The sequence below is a fragment of the Fictibacillus macauensis ZFHKF-1 genome (genome assembly GCF_000269865.1).
Lineage (GTDB): Bacteria > Bacillota > Bacilli > Bacillales > Fictibacillaceae > Fictibacillus_C > Fictibacillus_C macauensis.
Genome location: NZ_AKKV01000036.1, coordinates 69,766 through 84,896 on the forward strand (window position 1 = coordinate 69,766; position 15,131 = coordinate 84,896).

At 42.1% G+C, this 15,131-nt stretch carries 15 protein-coding genes and 1 pseudogene; 12 read left to right on the plus strand and 4 right to left on the minus strand.

From position 1 onward, the window contains the following. Positions 1-47: 47 nt before the first annotated feature. From A374_RS15975 to A374_RS21490, 6 genes and pseudogenes are all read left to right on the plus strand, one after another. Positions 48-614: a TVP38/TMEM64 family protein gene (locus A374_RS15975; RefSeq protein ID WP_007203273.1), complete on the plus strand. Its 567-nt coding sequence runs from the start codon at positions 48-50 to the stop codon at positions 612-614. Continuing rightward, positions 611-1,987 (plus strand): HAMP domain-containing sensor histidine kinase, encoded by a 1,377-nt coding sequence (locus A374_RS15980; RefSeq protein WP_007203274.1) that lies wholly within the window; start codon positions 611-613, stop codon positions 1,985-1,987. Before A374_RS15975 ends, A374_RS15980 begins: the two co-directional genes overlap by 4 nt. Next, the gene (locus A374_RS15985) at positions 1,984-2,682 is read left to right on the plus strand and encodes a response regulator transcription factor (protein WP_007203275.1); all 699 of its coding nucleotides are present in this window, start codon (positions 1,984-1,986) and stop codon (positions 2,680-2,682) included. Before A374_RS15980 ends, A374_RS15985 begins: the two co-directional genes overlap by 4 nt. A gap of 239 nt (positions 2,683-2,921) precedes the next feature. After that, on the plus strand, positions 2,922-4,829 hold the full coding sequence (gene asnB / locus A374_RS15990) for an asparagine synthase (glutamine-hydrolyzing) (protein ID WP_007203276.1): 1,908 nt from the start codon (positions 2,922-2,924) through the stop codon (positions 4,827-4,829). Between the two features lie 688 nt (positions 4,830-5,517). After that, positions 5,518-6,171: a C39 family peptidase gene (locus A374_RS16000; RefSeq protein WP_162098305.1), complete on the plus strand. Its 654-nt coding sequence runs from the start codon at positions 5,518-5,520 to the stop codon at positions 6,169-6,171. 708 nt (positions 6,172-6,879) lie between these two features. Then, positions 6,880-6,969, plus strand: a pseudogene (locus A374_RS21490) (hypothetical protein); the annotation flags it as partial. Between the two features lie 11 nt (positions 6,970-6,980). Here A374_RS21490 and A374_RS16005 read toward each other — a convergent pair. Continuing rightward, on the minus strand, positions 6,981-7,877 hold the full coding sequence (locus A374_RS16005) for a LysR family transcriptional regulator (RefSeq protein ID WP_007203279.1): 897 nt from the start codon (positions 7,875-7,877) through the stop codon (positions 6,981-6,983). Positions 7,878-7,981: 104 nt separating this feature from the next. Here A374_RS16005 and A374_RS16010 point away from each other — a divergent pair, with 104 nt between their 5' ends. Beyond that, a complete protein-coding gene (locus A374_RS16010) occupies positions 7,982-8,854 on the plus strand; it encodes a DMT family transporter (protein ID WP_007203280.1) in 873 nt (290 codons plus the stop codon). After that, positions 8,824-9,714 carry a multicopper oxidase family protein gene (locus A374_RS16015; RefSeq protein WP_007203281.1) on the plus strand — a complete coding sequence of 297 codons (891 nt, stop codon included), beginning with the start codon at positions 8,824-8,826 and terminating at the stop codon, positions 9,712-9,714. Before A374_RS16010 ends, A374_RS16015 begins: the two co-directional genes overlap by 31 nt. Before the next feature lie 55 nt (positions 9,715-9,769). On the opposite strand, the gene A374_RS16020 is transcribed toward A374_RS16015, so the two are convergent. Beyond that, entirely contained in the window at positions 9,770-10,498 is a 729-nt protein-coding gene (locus tag A374_RS16020) for an anti-sigma factor (protein WP_007203282.1), read from the minus strand. Beyond that, entirely contained in the window at positions 10,488-11,048 is a 561-nt protein-coding gene (locus A374_RS16025) for an RNA polymerase sigma factor (protein WP_007203283.1), read from the minus strand. Before A374_RS16025 ends, A374_RS16020 begins: the two co-directional genes overlap by 11 nt. A gap of 168 nt (positions 11,049-11,216) precedes the next feature. On the opposite strand from A374_RS16025, the gene A374_RS16030 reads away from it, so the two are divergent. The 4 genes from A374_RS16030 to A374_RS16045 all read left to right on the plus strand — a co-directional run bounded on the left by A374_RS16030 (position 11,217) and on the right by A374_RS16045 (position 14,191). After that, positions 11,217-12,116 (plus strand): class F sortase, encoded by a 900-nt coding sequence (locus tag A374_RS16030; RefSeq protein ID WP_007203284.1) that lies wholly within the window; start codon positions 11,217-11,219, stop codon positions 12,114-12,116. 133 nt (positions 12,117-12,249) lie between these two features. Continuing rightward, positions 12,250-12,615: a GntR family transcriptional regulator gene (locus tag A374_RS16035; RefSeq protein WP_007203285.1), complete on the plus strand. Its 366-nt coding sequence runs from the start codon at positions 12,250-12,252 to the stop codon at positions 12,613-12,615. A 1-nt stretch (position 12,616) separates the two neighbouring features. Then, positions 12,617-13,492: an ABC transporter ATP-binding protein gene (locus A374_RS16040; protein WP_007203286.1), complete on the plus strand. Its 876-nt coding sequence runs from the start codon at positions 12,617-12,619 to the stop codon at positions 13,490-13,492. 3 nt (positions 13,493-13,495) lie between these two features. Continuing rightward, a complete protein-coding gene (locus A374_RS16045) occupies positions 13,496-14,191 on the plus strand; it encodes a hypothetical protein (protein WP_007203287.1) in 696 nt (231 codons plus the stop codon). A gap of 44 nt (positions 14,192-14,235) precedes the next feature. On the opposite strand, the gene A374_RS16050 is transcribed toward A374_RS16045, so the two are convergent. Further along, complete coding sequence (locus A374_RS16050) at positions 14,236-15,003, minus strand: hypothetical protein (RefSeq protein ID WP_007203288.1); 768 nt, start codon at positions 15,001-15,003, stop codon at positions 14,236-14,238. Positions 15,004-15,131: the final 128 nt, after the last annotated feature.

Below are 15,131 nucleotides of genomic sequence, written 5' to 3' on the forward strand. Positions count from 1 at the left end.
AAGCAGGCTTTTTGGTATGATAGAGACGGAGAGTGAGGGGGGAGTAAATGAGCGAGTGGCAAGATAGTATCCTTGTATTGATGAAAGATTTTGGTGCGTGGGCTCTTGTAGTGAGCATCGTCGTAAATATCATCATTTCTGTGCTAGGCATCATTCCAAGTGTGTTTTTAACAGGTGCGAATCTCGTGCTGTTTGGCTTTTGGTTTGGAACCGGTCTTTCATTTGTTGGTGAAACGCTCGGAGCGCTTGTTTCATTTTGGCTGTATCGCAAGGGCTTGCAAGCTTTTTTGCCGGCACGCTTTCAACAGTATCGCTTGCTGCAACGCTTGAAACATGCGCAAGGCACCTCACTTTTTATGACGTTACTAAGCTTGCGGCTCTTGCCCTTTGTACCATCAGGCGTTGTGAATGTAGCAGCCGCCTTCAGTCAAGCAAGCGCTCTGCTCTTTTTATGTGCTACGATGATTGGGAAGGTACCCGCTATGCTACTAGAAGCTTTATCGGTTCAAGAAGTGTTGCACTTTTCTTGGGTAGGGAAACTTTTGTTAGCGGGAATCAGTGTCTATATGTTGTACTATCTACTGAAAAAGAAGAAAAATAGAGGTTTAGTATGAAATTGGCAATGAAACTTGGCATCTTATTTTTTGCAGTTGTTTTGCTGCTGCAACTATCCGGTTCCATTATTTTATATAATGCGCTCTTAAAAAGCCGAATTGATGAGGAAACCCATCGCTTAGTGGCGCGCGGCAAAAATTATAGTGAACTTTTAATGAAAAACAAACAAAACAAGGAAACGTTTATAAATATGGCGTCACTAGAAGAGCGATCGCCAACGAAGCTTGTGGTAACAGGCCCTTCGAAACAAGTGATTGTTAAAAGTGATGAGATTGATCCTGATATGCAAAAGATTATAAACAAAAAAGTGAAAATGAATCATAAAGGGGTATTACTTGAAAGCGATTGGAAGGAAGATGGCTATATTACGTCGATCACCTTTGGGAAATATAAAGGAGAACCTAACGTCATTGTGTATTTATTTCTTGATACCCTCTTTATTCAAGATATGAATGACCACTTAATGAAAGAATTTATAAAGGTCAGTCTTATTACAGCAGGTATTTCCATTGTTGCAATTATATTTTTTACGCGCACGATTACGCGGCCGTTAATTTCTATGAAAAAAACGACGAAAATGTTAAGTCACGGACAGCATGAAGTGTCACTCGATATTAATCGTAAAGATGAGCTAGGGGAGCTCGCTCAAGAAATAACGAAGCTATCTCGGGCGATGTTGAAGTTACAACGAGAGCGCAATGACTTTTTAGCGAATATTTCTCATGAATTGCGGACACCACTCACGTATATTAAAGGCTATACGAATATTGTAAAACGCCCGACTTTGTCAGAAGAACAGCGAAATGAATACTTAAGCATTATTAATGATGAAGCCAATCATTTAACAAAGCTCATTGAAGATTTATTTGAGCTTATGGCGATGAATGAAACGAAATTTTTGATAACAAAAAAAGAAGTGATTGTCACAGATGTTGTTCGTAAGGTTATTGAAAATATAAAGCCGGCTTTCTTAGCGAAACGCATCCATCTTGTGTTTACGTGTGATGATGACTATTTGATGCTCTTAGATGAAAATCGGATATCGCAAGTATTGCTCATCATGCTGGATAATGCGTTAAAACATTCAAAGGAAGAAACGCATGTGATTGTCACGGTCGGTGCGGAAGGCAATCATGTTGTGTTGCGCGTCATCGATCAAGGCGAAGGCATTGCCGAAGAAGAGCTGCCGTACATTTGGGAACGGCTTTATCGCGCAGAAAAATCCCGCACCCGTAATAAGGTGGGCTTCGGTCTTGGTCTAACAATCGCCAAGGAAATTCTGGAGCTACACGGTGCTGAGATTTCTGTACAAAGTAAAGAAGGCGAGGGGACGACGTTTATCATTCGCTTAGGAGAGGAGATCAAACGTTGAAAAACATATTGATTGTTGACGATGAACATCGCATGGTTGAGCTACTTTCACTGTATTTAGCGCCACATCCGTACACCGTTTTCAAAGCATATAACGGAATGGAGGCAAAGGCTGTGTTACAGCAAGAGGCAATCGATCTCGTATTGTTAGACGTGATGATGCCAGAGCAAGATGGCTTTATTACGTGTCAACAAATACGAGAAAAGTCAGATGTACCGATTATTATGTTAACAGCGCGCAGTCAAAAGCAAGATATTGTGCATGGTTTACACATGGGTGCCGATGATTATATAACGAAGCCCATTGATGAAGAAGAGATGCTAGCGCGCATGGAAGCTGTTTTACGTCGATCCCCCGTTGTATCGAGGAAAGAAGATGCTAAGACAGATCATCATACGGGTATAGAAGGACTCATTTTAGTGCAAGAACACCATGAAATTACGTACTTCGACGCGCCAATTGTTTTAACACCAAAAGAGTTTGAAATGATGCAACTACTTATTAAGTCACCGAAGCGCGTCTTCGATCGTGAATATCTCATTCAAACCATTTGGGGACTGGATTCAGAAACAGAAGGGCGAACGATTGATTCGCATATTCGCAACATTCGCGATAAGTTTCGTAAGGCGGACTTTCCTATTGATGACTATTTAAAAACCGTGTGGGGTGTCGGCTATAAGTGGGAACAAACATGAATACATTAGTCTATTTTACGAAAAAGTAGAGATCGTAAAAAAAGAGATTAGAATACAACTGTATAGGACGATTCAAAAAAAGGAACTTTAGTATAAAATAGTTCCTTTTTCTTTTTGTTTTCCACAAAATATGCACACTTTTTTGATATAAAAAATAAGGCATCGCATTTTTAAGCATAAAAGGCGATCAAACGTCTTTATATAAAAAACAGAAACAATCGTAAAAGGAGACAAGTATTATGTGTGGTTTTATCGGATTAATGAGTGCACGTCCGCTCAGTAGTGAAGCGGCGGAGGTCCAGCAATTTCAAGATATGACGAACATCATTACGCACCGAGGTCCAGATGATGTTGGTTATTATTTCGATGAACACGTACGTCTTGGATTTCGTCGTCTCAGCATTATTGATGTAGAGCACGGAAAACAACCACTAAGTTATGAAAATGAACGCTATTGGATTACATTTAACGGTGAAGTATATAACTATGTTGAGTTGCGTGAAGAGCTTGAGAAAAAAGGCTACACGTTCCAAACAGAGTCTGATACAGAAGTAATTCTAGCTCTTTATGCACATAAAGGTGAAAAGGCTGTCAATGATCTCCGTGGAATGTTTGGTTTTCTTATCTGGGATAAACAAGAGGAAGTACTTTTTGGAGCACGTGACCATTTTGGCATCAAGCCATTTTTCTATTTAGAAGAAGGCGAGATGTTCTATGCAGGTAGTGAAAAGAAAAGCATTCTTCTAGCAGCAGATGGCGGCATTTTTAATAAAGAAGCACTACAACATTATTTAACCTATCAATTCGTTCCAGAGCCACACACGTTATCACAAAAAATTAAACGTCTCGAGCCAGGTCATTGCTTTAAAAAGAAACCAGGTAAACCAATGCACATTCGTAAATATTGGGAACCTAAATTCCGTCCAAAGCATGAGCCAATCGAAAAGCAAATTAAAACCATTCAAGATACACTACGTGAATCGGTGAAAATGCATATGCGCAGTGATGTACCAGTAGGCGCGTTCCTTTCTGGTGGAATCGATTCTTCTAGTATTGTAGCGCTTGCGAAAGAATTTCACCCGAATTTAAAAACATTCACCGTCGGATTCGAACGTGAAGGCTTCAGTGAAATTGACGTTGCAAAAAATACTGCAAAAGAACTTGGTGTGGAAAACATTCACTATGTGGTGACACCAGAAGAATTTTTGCAAGAACTACCTAAAATCATTTGGCACATGGATGAGCCTGTTGCAGATCCAGCAGCCGTTCCACTTTACTTCGTTGCTCGTGAAGCGCGCAAGCATGTAACGGTTGTCTTGTCTGGTGAAGGTGCGGACGAGTTGTTTGGTGGCTATAACATTTATCGTGAGCCACATTCGCTTCGTTTCTTTAATAACCTACCAGATCCATTGCTATCTGCGATTGCAAAAGTGGCGTCTGTCCTACCGGAATCCATGAAAGGTAAAAGCTTCTTAGAGCGCGGTACGACAGCTTTAGAACAGCGCTACATTGGTAACGCGAAAATGTTTACAGAAGAAGAGAAGAAGCAGCTTTTAACAAAATATCATTCTGTATGGGATTATACGACGATTACAAAACCAATTTACGAGCAGGCAGCTTTCTATCATGATGTGCATAAAATGCAATACGTAGATATGCATACATGGCTTCGTGGCGATATTCTTGTAAAAGCAGATAAAATGACGATGGCTAACTCTCTTGAGCTACGTGTACCGTTCCTAGATAAAGAAGTCTTTGAAGTGGCGTCACAACTTGATCCATCCGTAACCGTTTGTAACCAAACAACGAAGTATACGCTTCGTAAAGCGATGGAAGGCGTTGTTCCAGATTCCGTTCTTCACCGCAAAAAGCTTGGATTCCCAGTGCCGATTCGTCACTGGCTAAGAAACGAATGGTATGACTGGGCACAGCAATTAATTAAAGAAAGCGCTACTGACTACTTATTCGATAAAAACTATTTATATCAATTGTTAGAAGATCATAAAGGCGAGAAAAAAGACAACAGCCGTAAGCTTTGGACCGTTCTTTGCTTCATGATCTGGCACCAAATCTATATCGAGGGAAAGTACAATTTCAGTGAAAATCTTGAAGCCGAGCGTCAAAAAGAGCTTAGCCTTGTAATGTAAAGATGAGACGCGAATTAGAGCAATCTAATTCGCGTCTTTTTTTTGCGCGCAGGGCGGGTGAAGTGCGGAGGCACGCTTGTTCATGCGCAGGAGTAAGCTCGTTCGCGCGAGGAGGCAGGTCGTTCGCGCGCAGAGCATGGTCGTTCGCGCGATTCGCGCGCAGAGGCACGTCGTTCGCGCGCAGGGCACGGTCGTTCGCGCGCAGGGCACGGTCGTTCGCGCGCAGAGGCAGGTCGTTCGCGCGCAGGACACGCTTATTCGCGCGCAAAGGCAGGTCGTTCGCGCGCAGAGGCAGGTCGTTCGCGCGCAGGGCACGGTCGTTCGCTCGCAGGAGCACCCGATTCAAGCACAGAGGCAGTTTGTTCGCGCGCAAACAGGGTAAAATCACACAAATATGAAAGAATTACGCATAAAATGAGAGAAATCATGCGAAAATCATGTGAAATCTCCGATATTTTGAGTAAAATCAGCGTTACAATTACAGCATGGTTGTTAAAGGAATAAGAAGTGAACCGATAGAAGTAGTATAGACAATCATCATGGAGCGTGTTTTTTGGTATAGCAACTGTTAAATAGTAAAAAAGTATATACTTGTAAAAATCTGATATAATGAAATTCTGTGATTGAAAGGGGAGCAATGATAATGAGGTTAGGAAAGAAACTACTGATGACCTTAGGGGTTAGTGCCGTGGTAATAGGTACTTTAAGTGCTTGTAATGAAGAAGACAAAGCTTATGCACAAGTCAAAATGAATGCGCCGCTGATTGAGCAGAATCCACAACTGCCACGCGGCTGTGAAGTAACAACACTAGCAATGATGCTACAACATGCAACAGGGAAAAAAATCTCTAAAATGACGTTAGCAAGCCAAGTGAAAAAGGATCCGACGCCGTACCGTGAGCGCAATGGGCGCATTTATTTCGGAAACCCGAATACGGGCTTTGTCGGCAGCATGTACACGTTTAATAAGCCTGGCTTTGCAGTCTATCACGGCCCTATCGCACAACTTGCGCGCCGTTATATGCCAGGCAAAATTGTGGACTTGTCAGGCGGTAGCTTTAAAAATATTTATACATATTTAAAAAAGGGACGTTCAGTATGGGTGATTAACAATACGTGGTTTGACACTGTCCCGTCGCGCTATTGGCAAACATGGCACACACCAACAGGCACAATTCGTATTACAAAAAAAGAGCATAGCGTCTTAGTGACCGGCTATGATTCACATTACATTTATTTTAATGATCCTTTAGCTGGCATGAAAAATCGCCGAATTAGCATCGCGAAATTCAAGCGGGGCTGGGAGCAAATGGGCCGTCAAGCCATTTCGTATACTAAATAATAATAAAGGAATTTCTTCAAAACTTTCGCACAGTGATTCGTTAAGTGCAAAGTTCTTATTTCGCTCTGAAATAGGCTTTCGCGCGCAGAGGCACGTCGTTCACGCGCAGAGGCACGTCGTTCGCGCGCAGAGGCACGTCGTTCGCGCGCAGAGGCACGTCGTTCGCGCGCAGAGGCACGTCGTTTGCGCGCAGAGGCACGTCGTTCGCGCGCAAGGGCACCCGATTCGCGCGCAGAGACACGTAATTGACTCGCAAATGCTTTTTTTTCGGGTAAAAGCAGGCATTTTTACTGTGATAGATCCTCTTTTTGTATAAAATGAAGACTCTAAGCGTGCAAAGTCCTCATTTCATGCTGAAATAGGCATTCCTACGCAGAGGTACGGGGTTCGCGCAATTCACACCTCTCTGTGCGAGAACCACAATAGCGTCTATATCATTGTGTAAAAGCATAAAAAGGCCACAACCATCCTTATGTTACAATGTTTCGACCAAGAAAAAACTGTAATGGAGGAATGGTTGTGACCCAAATTAATCTTACCCTAAATATGGAGGATTTAAAAGAAAGACTCATGGACGCTATTTTTGCTTAAGAAAAGTGAATTCTAAAAAAATCATCAAGTTCATGATTTTACAAATAGCGTTTTACAAAAAAAGAGAGCCTTAAGATGAGGGCTTTCTTTTTTTGTGGTGTATTAAAAGCTCTGTCTATGCCGAGGGATTCTACTTCACTCATCATAAAAGGAGCACACACGACATGGAATGATAAGTACCACATCGTATTCGCACCAAAATATAGATTTAGAAAATATCATTTTTTTGATAACGAAAGAGCATGCTGCAGAACGAATGTCTCAAAAGCTTTTATGAGATTTTGCTTCGGATGCATCTTATCACTATATAGTGCAAAGAGCAGTTCACGTGGCTCATAGTCAACAAGTGGAATAGCTACAATGGAACCTTGAGCAAGATAGGGATCATTCACGAGCATAACATCCGTAAAGAAGCTAATTGCCACATTCGCAGCAACAAGGCGTTTAATTGTCTCAGATTGGTTTGTCGTACATAGCACGGTAAATGGTCCATTCGTGTCGAGTCGCCATTGTGTAAGGTAAGAGAGCCAGCGGTCACCGTGAAACAGTGCGATTGTTTCATGAGCAAGCTCTTTAACCGTTACTTCACGCATGTTTGCTAACGGAGATTGCGCAGAAACAATCACTTGCATTGTACCGGTATGGAGGGGGAGTTGTTGCACCGTTGACGAATGTATGGCAACAGCTAAACCGACGTCGATGGTTCGCTCCTCAATGCCGTTAATAATTTCATCGCTCCCAAGCTCTTGAAGCTGAAGAACGACGTTTGGGTAATGTTGTTTAAAATGAGGAAGAATTGATGGTAAAAGAGATGTGAATAGGCTAGGGATTGCGGCAATTCTCAAGGTTCCTTCAACACGTTCTTGTTTTGCTTCCGCTTGAATATCCTGAATCGATTGAAGAATGACGTTCGCTTTGGCGATAATACGTTCTCCTTCACTAGTAGGGATCGTTCCTAGGCGTGAGCGCTTGAACAGAGGAAGTTCTAGTTCTTTTTCTAGTGAGAGAATAGCTTGGCTAATTGCAGCTTGTGAGACGTGTAAGTTGACTGCTGCTTGTGAAATAGAGCGTGTATACGAAATTTCAACAAGATAGTGCATTTGTTCAAGATTCATAAGGATCATGCTCCTTTCCATAACTTTCACTTATATTACTATAAAAAATACATATTTTACATCATTCTATTGTATGGATTATCGTTACAGTACGAGGTGATGAGATGTATTATTTTGTAACACTACTCGCAGCTAGTTGTTATGCAGGGATGACGATTTGTATGAAAATAGCAAGTCAATCTGCAGATGGAGCAACTATGACATTTGTCCGGTATGGTTTTTCTTTTCTAATCGTTCTCTTACTCTATGGTATAAGTGGCAAACCACCGATCAAAACAAGCGTCTTGCCGATTCATATGCTTCGAAGTGTATTGGGTGTACTTATGTTTGGTTGCTACGCATGGGCATTGCGCGATTTACCAGTAAGTAACGCCTTAAGTTTAAATGCAGCATATCCGCTATTTTTGCCGTTTTTATTGTTCTTTTTTTACAGAGAACCGCTTAAGCTGCACCGATTCTTATTGATTGGTCTTGGTTTTATCGGCATGATTGTTATCGTAAGACCACAAATGGAGGATTACAATCTTGTAGCATCACTCGTTGCTATATTATCAGCCATCTGTTCGGCGTGCGCTAATCTTACCGTGCAAGCCTTACGAAAAACAGAAGCTAGCTATACCATCGTTTTTTATTTTTTTCTACTAGCAAGCTTAGGTTCTTTTGGTTGGATGCTTGCAACAGGCATTCATGTAAAAAACCTACCGTGGCTCCCCCTACTAGGAGTCGCCCTGTTCGGAGTTCTTTCACAACAGCTCCTTTCATATGTATTAAAGTATTTACACGCAACTGTTGTCTCTATGATTATGAATAGCTCCATTATGGTTGGAATGCTAGGATCATGGATGGTGTGGGGAGAACAACCGCGCGTACTTGATGTGCTTGGTGCGTTAATCTTAATCGCAAGTATGATGAGCTTATCGGTTGCAACGAAAGGGGTGAAGGCACCGTGCAACAAAGAATCACAACGCCAAATATGAAGATAGCGAACTATACGTTACTCGCCAATGGCGTGAAACATTTTCATTTGATTGCGCAGCCGGTCATCCATGAACTGGTTCAAGGGGTAAAGGTGATGGCGTATGGTTATAATGGCAGTGTTCCAGGGCCGGTTATTGTTGTGGATGAAGGGGACACCGTGGCCATCACAGTGGAAAATGCGTTGCCGGAAGTAACGTCTGTTCATTGGCATGGCTTAAATGTGCCAAATGATGTGGATGGCGTTCCAGGTGAACAAGGAACCACTTTAATTTCTCCGGGAAGTGCGCATACGTATCAATTTACACTTCATCAACATGGGACGTATATGTATCATAGCCATGTTGAAACGTCGATACAAGAACTGATGGGCTTAGCGGGGATGTTCATTGTTCGAGGGCGAGAGGAGCCTCTCGTTGCCGTGGATGCTGTTTTTTTGTTGCAAGAATGGGCTGTGCAAGGACAGGGACGCGCGCAGCCGGTTTATGCAGTGTTACCGCAATCGATGATGTTTAACTATTTTACGATGAATGGGGTCGCGTACCCGGATACAACCCCAATTGCTGTAAAGGCAGGCGATTGCGTGCGACTAAGGCTAGGGAACTTAAGTATGGACTCGCATCCGATGCACTTACACGGTCATTCTTTTCGTGTTACAGCAGCAGACGGAAACCCGATCCCGGCTAGTGCACAAATTTATAAAAATACGATGAATGTAGCGCCAGGGGAAACATGGAACGTTGAATTTTTCGCCAACAATCCAGGTCGATGGATTTTTCACTGTCATAAACCCCATCATACAACGAATGCGCATAGTGACGCGCTTGGAGGCATGGTCACCTTTATTGATTATGTCCACTAAAAAAACCACCCGCCTGATTGTGACGGGTGGTTTATCGATGGATCGTTACGGGTAGTTACAATTTAGAGAGCATCAAGATTTTTCCTTTTGGTTGTTTGTTATGCGGTTTTGGTTCGAGAGAAATCGCAATCGCATCCCATTTGTGTTTGCTAGAATAGTGGATCGGATAAATGAGGGAGCCGTTTCCACTTTCGTTTGGCACAAATGAACCAGCGGGATATTTTTTATCGCCTTCCACAAGCCATACTTGATACGTTTGTGTACCGGATAATTTCGGCATTTTTCCCATTTGTACGACTAAGTTTGTTGCTTGATTTTCTTGGATAAAAGAGGCCGTTCCACCTGCTTCTTTTTGATCGACTGTACCTAGTGCTACCGATTGCGCGGTTTTACTTACTTCTTGCGGAGCCGCTTGCTGGTCATTCGTTTGTTTGGTGCTGTATAAATACACGTTAGCGCCAAGCGAGAGAAGTAAGCCTGCTGCGAGAAGGCTTGGAAGCCATCGACGTGGCTTTGGCTTCAGCACGGTCACTTGCTCGGGCTGCTCTTGCTTTTGATCTAGTGATTCGGCGAACACATTGGTAAGTACGCGCTTCTTCATGCTAGCGGGTGGTGTGATATCTTCTGAAAGATAAGGAAGTGGCTCAGTCAATGCTTGCCACTCTTGCCATTCTTGTTGACAATCTGAACAGGAGTGAAGGTGTGCTTCGAATGCTGCTTTTTCTTCGCCTGTTAGTTGGTCGTTGTAATAGTCCAATAGTTGATCACACTGTTTACGTTCCAATGCGGTCCCCCCTTTCTTCATACACTTTTCGTAAGTGCTGTAATGCTAAGCGAATTCTTCCTTTAACCGTTCCCAACGGAAGATCTTTCTTTTCGGCAATAGTTGCTTGTGAACAGCCCTTGAAATAGAACAGTTGCACGATTTCTTGTTGCTCTGAGCTTAAGGTAGAGACAGCTTCTTGCAGACGTTGGCGTTCCTCGTTCCATGTGACCGTCTCCTCCGTGCTTTCCGTTTGCTCGCGTTCTAAGTCTTTATCTAACAACTCTACTTGGTTTTTTGATTGTTTTCGTAACAAGTCTAGGCAGGTATTCCTTGTAACGGTTAATAAAAACGAGGAAAACTTCCCCTTATCAGCCGTATAAATCCCCTTCTTTCGCCATAATTTCATAAATACATCCTGAATCGCTTCTTCTGCTAAGTCAGAGGTATTTACAATTTTATAAGAAAATGAGAATAGCAGCTTTTCATAACGATCATACAGCTGCTCAAGGGCTTCTTTATTGTCTGCCTGGACGAGCTCGTATAATTCTTCATCAGAAATTCGTCCCATGCATTTTCTCCTTTGTCATGTACAGTGTATCCTCATTATACTAGAAAGGCTCTTTAATAAGCTAACGATCCTTCTTTGTTTTTTGATCATTTTTTTCGGAAAAAAAGTGATCGAAAGGGCCTTTTGTTACGTTAGCTTAGTACTACGACAAGCGAAAGGCGTGATTCTGTGAAAAAAGGGTCGACGATTGCGCTCATTGTGCTAACATGTCTTGGACTGATGGGCTATACGTACTGGCATTCCGAACAGAAGGAGAGTAGCGCTTCCCCCACGCTATCAAAGGCGCAAACGAGTCCGTCTGCGCAAGCGAAAGCAGAGGCGCATTTAAAAGCGCTCCATGTAAAAGCCCGAGAGCAAAGCATTGTACCGACAAAGCTTTCCATTCCAGCCATTCATGTGAAAGCTTCTATTGAAAAAGTCGGGGTTTTAGACAATGGTCAGCTTGGTGTTCCATCGAGTGAGGAGTCTGTTGGTTGGTATAAAGATGGCGTGAAGCCGGGTGAACGTGGCAATGCGGTCATTGATGGTCACGTGGATAGTCGAGACGGTCCGGCTGTCTTTTTTGATCTAAAAAAGGTAACGCCAGGCGATACCGTTATGCTAAACGATCAGAAGGGCAAGGTATTAACGTTTGTCGTGCGCAACGTAAAAAGTTATGTGACAGACAAAGCGCCACTCCCTTTAATTTTCGGTGAAAGTAAAGGGCGACATTTAAATTTAATTACGTGTACGGGTGTGTTTAATTCGGAAAAACGCACACATGAAAAACGGCTTGTTGTGTATACCGATTTAGTTAAGAATGATTCTTCTCAACAGCCATCATCGCCTAAAAATGTGCAGGTAAGCGACAATGTGATTTCATGGAAAGCAGCAAAGCCTTCAAAGGTTGTTGGCTATGCGATCTACGAAAAACGGGCACAAAGCGTTCATCTTGTCGCTCATACGAAAACGCCCACGTATCGTGTAAAGAGCAATAAAAGCCGTACCTATTATGTAACGGCCATTAATGAAGTGGGTGCGGAATCAGCGCCTTCAAAATCTGTGGTCAGCCCATCGAAACAGCACTGAACACCAAAAAGGTGAGCAGGGCTGTTTTTTTTATTTCTCCTTTTTTGTATAAAAATGGTTGTGAATTGGGAATGTATAGCGTACAATGAGGTTAGTTACTACAGTAACTAACCAATTAGGTGGTGAAAAAAGAATGTCACAAATGGACGGCGAAGGACGCCCTCTTTTTTTACAAATTGCAGAACGCATTGAAAATGACATTATGGAAGAAGTCTTAAAAGAAGAAGAGCAGGTGCCCTCAACGAATCAATTTGCTGTCTTTTATCGCATCAATCCTGCGACAGCAGCAAAGGGTGTCAATATTCTTGTTGATCAAAATATTTTATACAAAAAGCGAGGGATTGGCATGTTTGTCATGACAGGAGCGCGAGAACAATTACTTAAGAAGCGAAAAGCCGAGTTTTATGAACGGTATGTAGTCGCTATGATTCAAGAAGCAGAAAAAATTGGGATAACGCTGGATCAGCTCGTCACTATGGTTGCTAAAGGAGCGAAATAACATGCATGTAAAACTTTCCAAAGTGCGGAAGGCATACGGCAAAAATGTTGTTTTAAATGATATAAATATGGTGTTAGAAAAAGAGAAGATTTACGGTTTAGTGGGCCGAAATGGAGCCGGCAAAACGACTTTATTAAAGATAATCGCTGCACAGCTGTTTCCGAGTGAAGGAACCGTACAGGTAAATGAGGAGAACCCGTTTGAGAATGAAGCCATTCTCTCACAGCTGTGCTTTGTGAAAGAAAGTCAAACATATCCGGATCACTTCACCGTAAAAGATATTCTGCTCACTGCAAAGGCAACATTTCCACTTTGGGATGAGACCTTTTGCCAAGCGTTAGTCGCACGGTATAACGTACCAGTAAAATTACGCATGCGTAAATTGTCACGCGGTATGCGTTCGGTTGTTGGGGTCATTATCGGTCTTGCGAGCCGGGCGCCTTTAACGATTTTTGATGAGCCATATCTTGGTATGGATGCTGTTGCCCGTCAATACTTTTATGACCAACTATTAGCCGATTATGCGGACCATCCGCGGACAATTATTTTATCAACGCATTTAATTGATGAGGTAAGTGAACTATTGGAACATGTTATTGTCGTAAAGGAAGGACGCATTTTAATGCAAGAGGATGTAGAAACTTTGCGTGCTGGGGCAGTGACCGTAACGGGCGAAAAAGGTAAGGTTGCGGCCTTCATTCAACAGCAGCATGTTCTTTCATCACAAACATTAGGAAATGTTACTAACGTAATGATCTTCGGTACGATTTCCCGTCAAGAACGGTTGCAGGCAGAGGCAGAAGGATTATCATTTAGTGCAGTTTCTTTACAAAAAGTGATGGTTCATCTAACAGACCAAGAGAAGGGAAGTGCGTAATGTATGAAAGGTATTAGAAGTGTCCTTTATATGCACTGGCGAAGTGTAGGTTCATGGGTATATATCCCGTGGCTTATTCTAGGTTCAGTCTTTCTAATAAATTATGGATGGCGTAGCTTTCATCAAGATTCGCAGAGTACGAACGATGTAGGAAATATGGTAATCTTTATCTATCTTTTCACAGTTGCATGGATCTTTAATGGTCAGTTGTTTGCTTTTGCCTCAGGGCTTAGTATTAAGCGCATGCACTTTGTGCTCGGTTCAGTTATGGCTGCTATATTGATAAGTATTGGTTCTAGCTTATTATTAATGCTACTCATTGTGGTTGAAAACATGACAAATGGGTGGGGAATCGACTGGCACACCTTTTCATGGAAAGTTACACAGACGTTCGCATACTGGGAGCAATTTGCGATCTACCTCCTTGTGTTTTTATGTTTAATTTTACTTGGCTTCTTTTTATCGAGTATTGTCATTCGCTTTAGAAAAAGAGGGTTACTCGTATTTGGTGTACTTCTTTATGTGTTTTTTCTAGTAATAAGCAATACGTCAGTCAATGGATTTGATCATGAAGAGGCATTTTGGACGTGGATCGGGCAGCATGGCTTGCTTGTTTTTTATAGTTTAATTCCTGCCATCATCTTACTCTTATTCGGATGTTATATGCTATTCATGCGCCGAGCAATCATTCGTTCGTAAAAAAAAGCGACTTCCTTTCTAGTTGGGAAGTCGCTTTCATATTGCTAGTGAGGTAAGGGGAAAGTATGCGTAGCTATGGTAGGTAAGCTGTCTGCTACTGTTATAATTTGCTGTTCATTGAGGTTGCCAGAAAGCAATACCGTTTTGCTGCCATCAAAATAGTAGAGTACAGGATGCGTAAAAGCATCTATAGAAAGGTAGGCTTTGCTTTTTTTCTGAGGTAGTACAACCGTTTTAGCTGGAGATGATGCTTGTTTGCTGTTAGTAAATGTAAGGATGGAAACGGTGAATTGTTGATCAGCAATATTCCACATATGCATAGCTTTATTTATTTTCATATGCGAAATATTGACTCTAGTCATAGGCAGTTTCAATCCATGTTTTTGCGGATTAAGTGATTCTTCAGGTCCTATTCTATTAGTAAATGTGCTGTGTAACGCCCACCGTTTGCTCGGTTGCATTAGATCATAATAAGCAATTTTATAGCTATCTTTAAATTCTAGCGAATGAAGCGTGACAATTCCCTTATTTCCAAAAGTCGCTTCAGAGATAAGATCTTTTTTCTGTACCTTTTTTTTGTGACCATTTGTATAGATTACACTGTATTGATGGAGAATTGCTTCGGCAGGTGATTTTACCGTAGCGGGCGGCTCCTCTAAGAGGCTAGCCTTAACTTCAGGTTCTTTTTCTTTGACTATTGCTGTTTTTTCGTGACGATGCGTATCTTTTTTTTTGGAGGATGCTTCCTCGTTTGCACAGCCGACGAGTGCTGTTACTGTGAGTGCGCAAAGAATGGCCTTCGTTCTGTTCATAAGACACCTCTGGAATCATTTATAAGACGTTTACCCTTTCACTATATCATGTTGATTTTGGATGTTACATACTTTTATGTTAAATAAAAGGGGGGTGGAGAGCGAACGGTAGAACTAAAAAAAGGCAC

Coding starts and splice junctions, on each gene's coding strand:
- A374_RS16035 (WP_007203285.1), top strand. CDS start 12,250: ATGTCACAAATGGACGGCGAAGGACGCCCTCTTTTTTTACAAATTGCA.
- A374_RS16005 (WP_007203279.1), bottom strand. CDS start 7,877: ATGAATCTTGAACAAATGCACTATCTTGTTGAAATTTCGTATACACGC.
- A374_RS16050 (WP_007203288.1), bottom strand. CDS start 15,003: ATGAACAGAACGAAGGCCATTCTTTGCGCACTCACAGTAACAGCACTC.
- A374_RS15975 (WP_007203273.1), top strand. CDS start 48: ATGAGCGAGTGGCAAGATAGTATCCTTGTATTGATGAAAGATTTTGGT.
- A374_RS16010 (WP_007203280.1), top strand. CDS start 7,982: ATGTATTATTTTGTAACACTACTCGCAGCTAGTTGTTATGCAGGGATG.
- A374_RS16040 (WP_007203286.1), top strand. CDS start 12,617: ATGCATGTAAAACTTTCCAAAGTGCGGAAGGCATACGGCAAAAATGTT.
- A374_RS15980 (WP_007203274.1), top strand. CDS start 611: ATGAAATTGGCAATGAAACTTGGCATCTTATTTTTTGCAGTTGTTTTG.
- A374_RS16025 (WP_007203283.1), bottom strand. CDS start 11,048: ATGGGACGAATTTCTGATGAAGAATTATACGAGCTCGTCCAGGCAGAC.
- asnB (WP_007203276.1), top strand. CDS start 2,922: ATGTGTGGTTTTATCGGATTAATGAGTGCACGTCCGCTCAGTAGTGAA.
- A374_RS16045 (WP_007203287.1), top strand. CDS start 13,496: ATGAAAGGTATTAGAAGTGTCCTTTATATGCACTGGCGAAGTGTAGGT.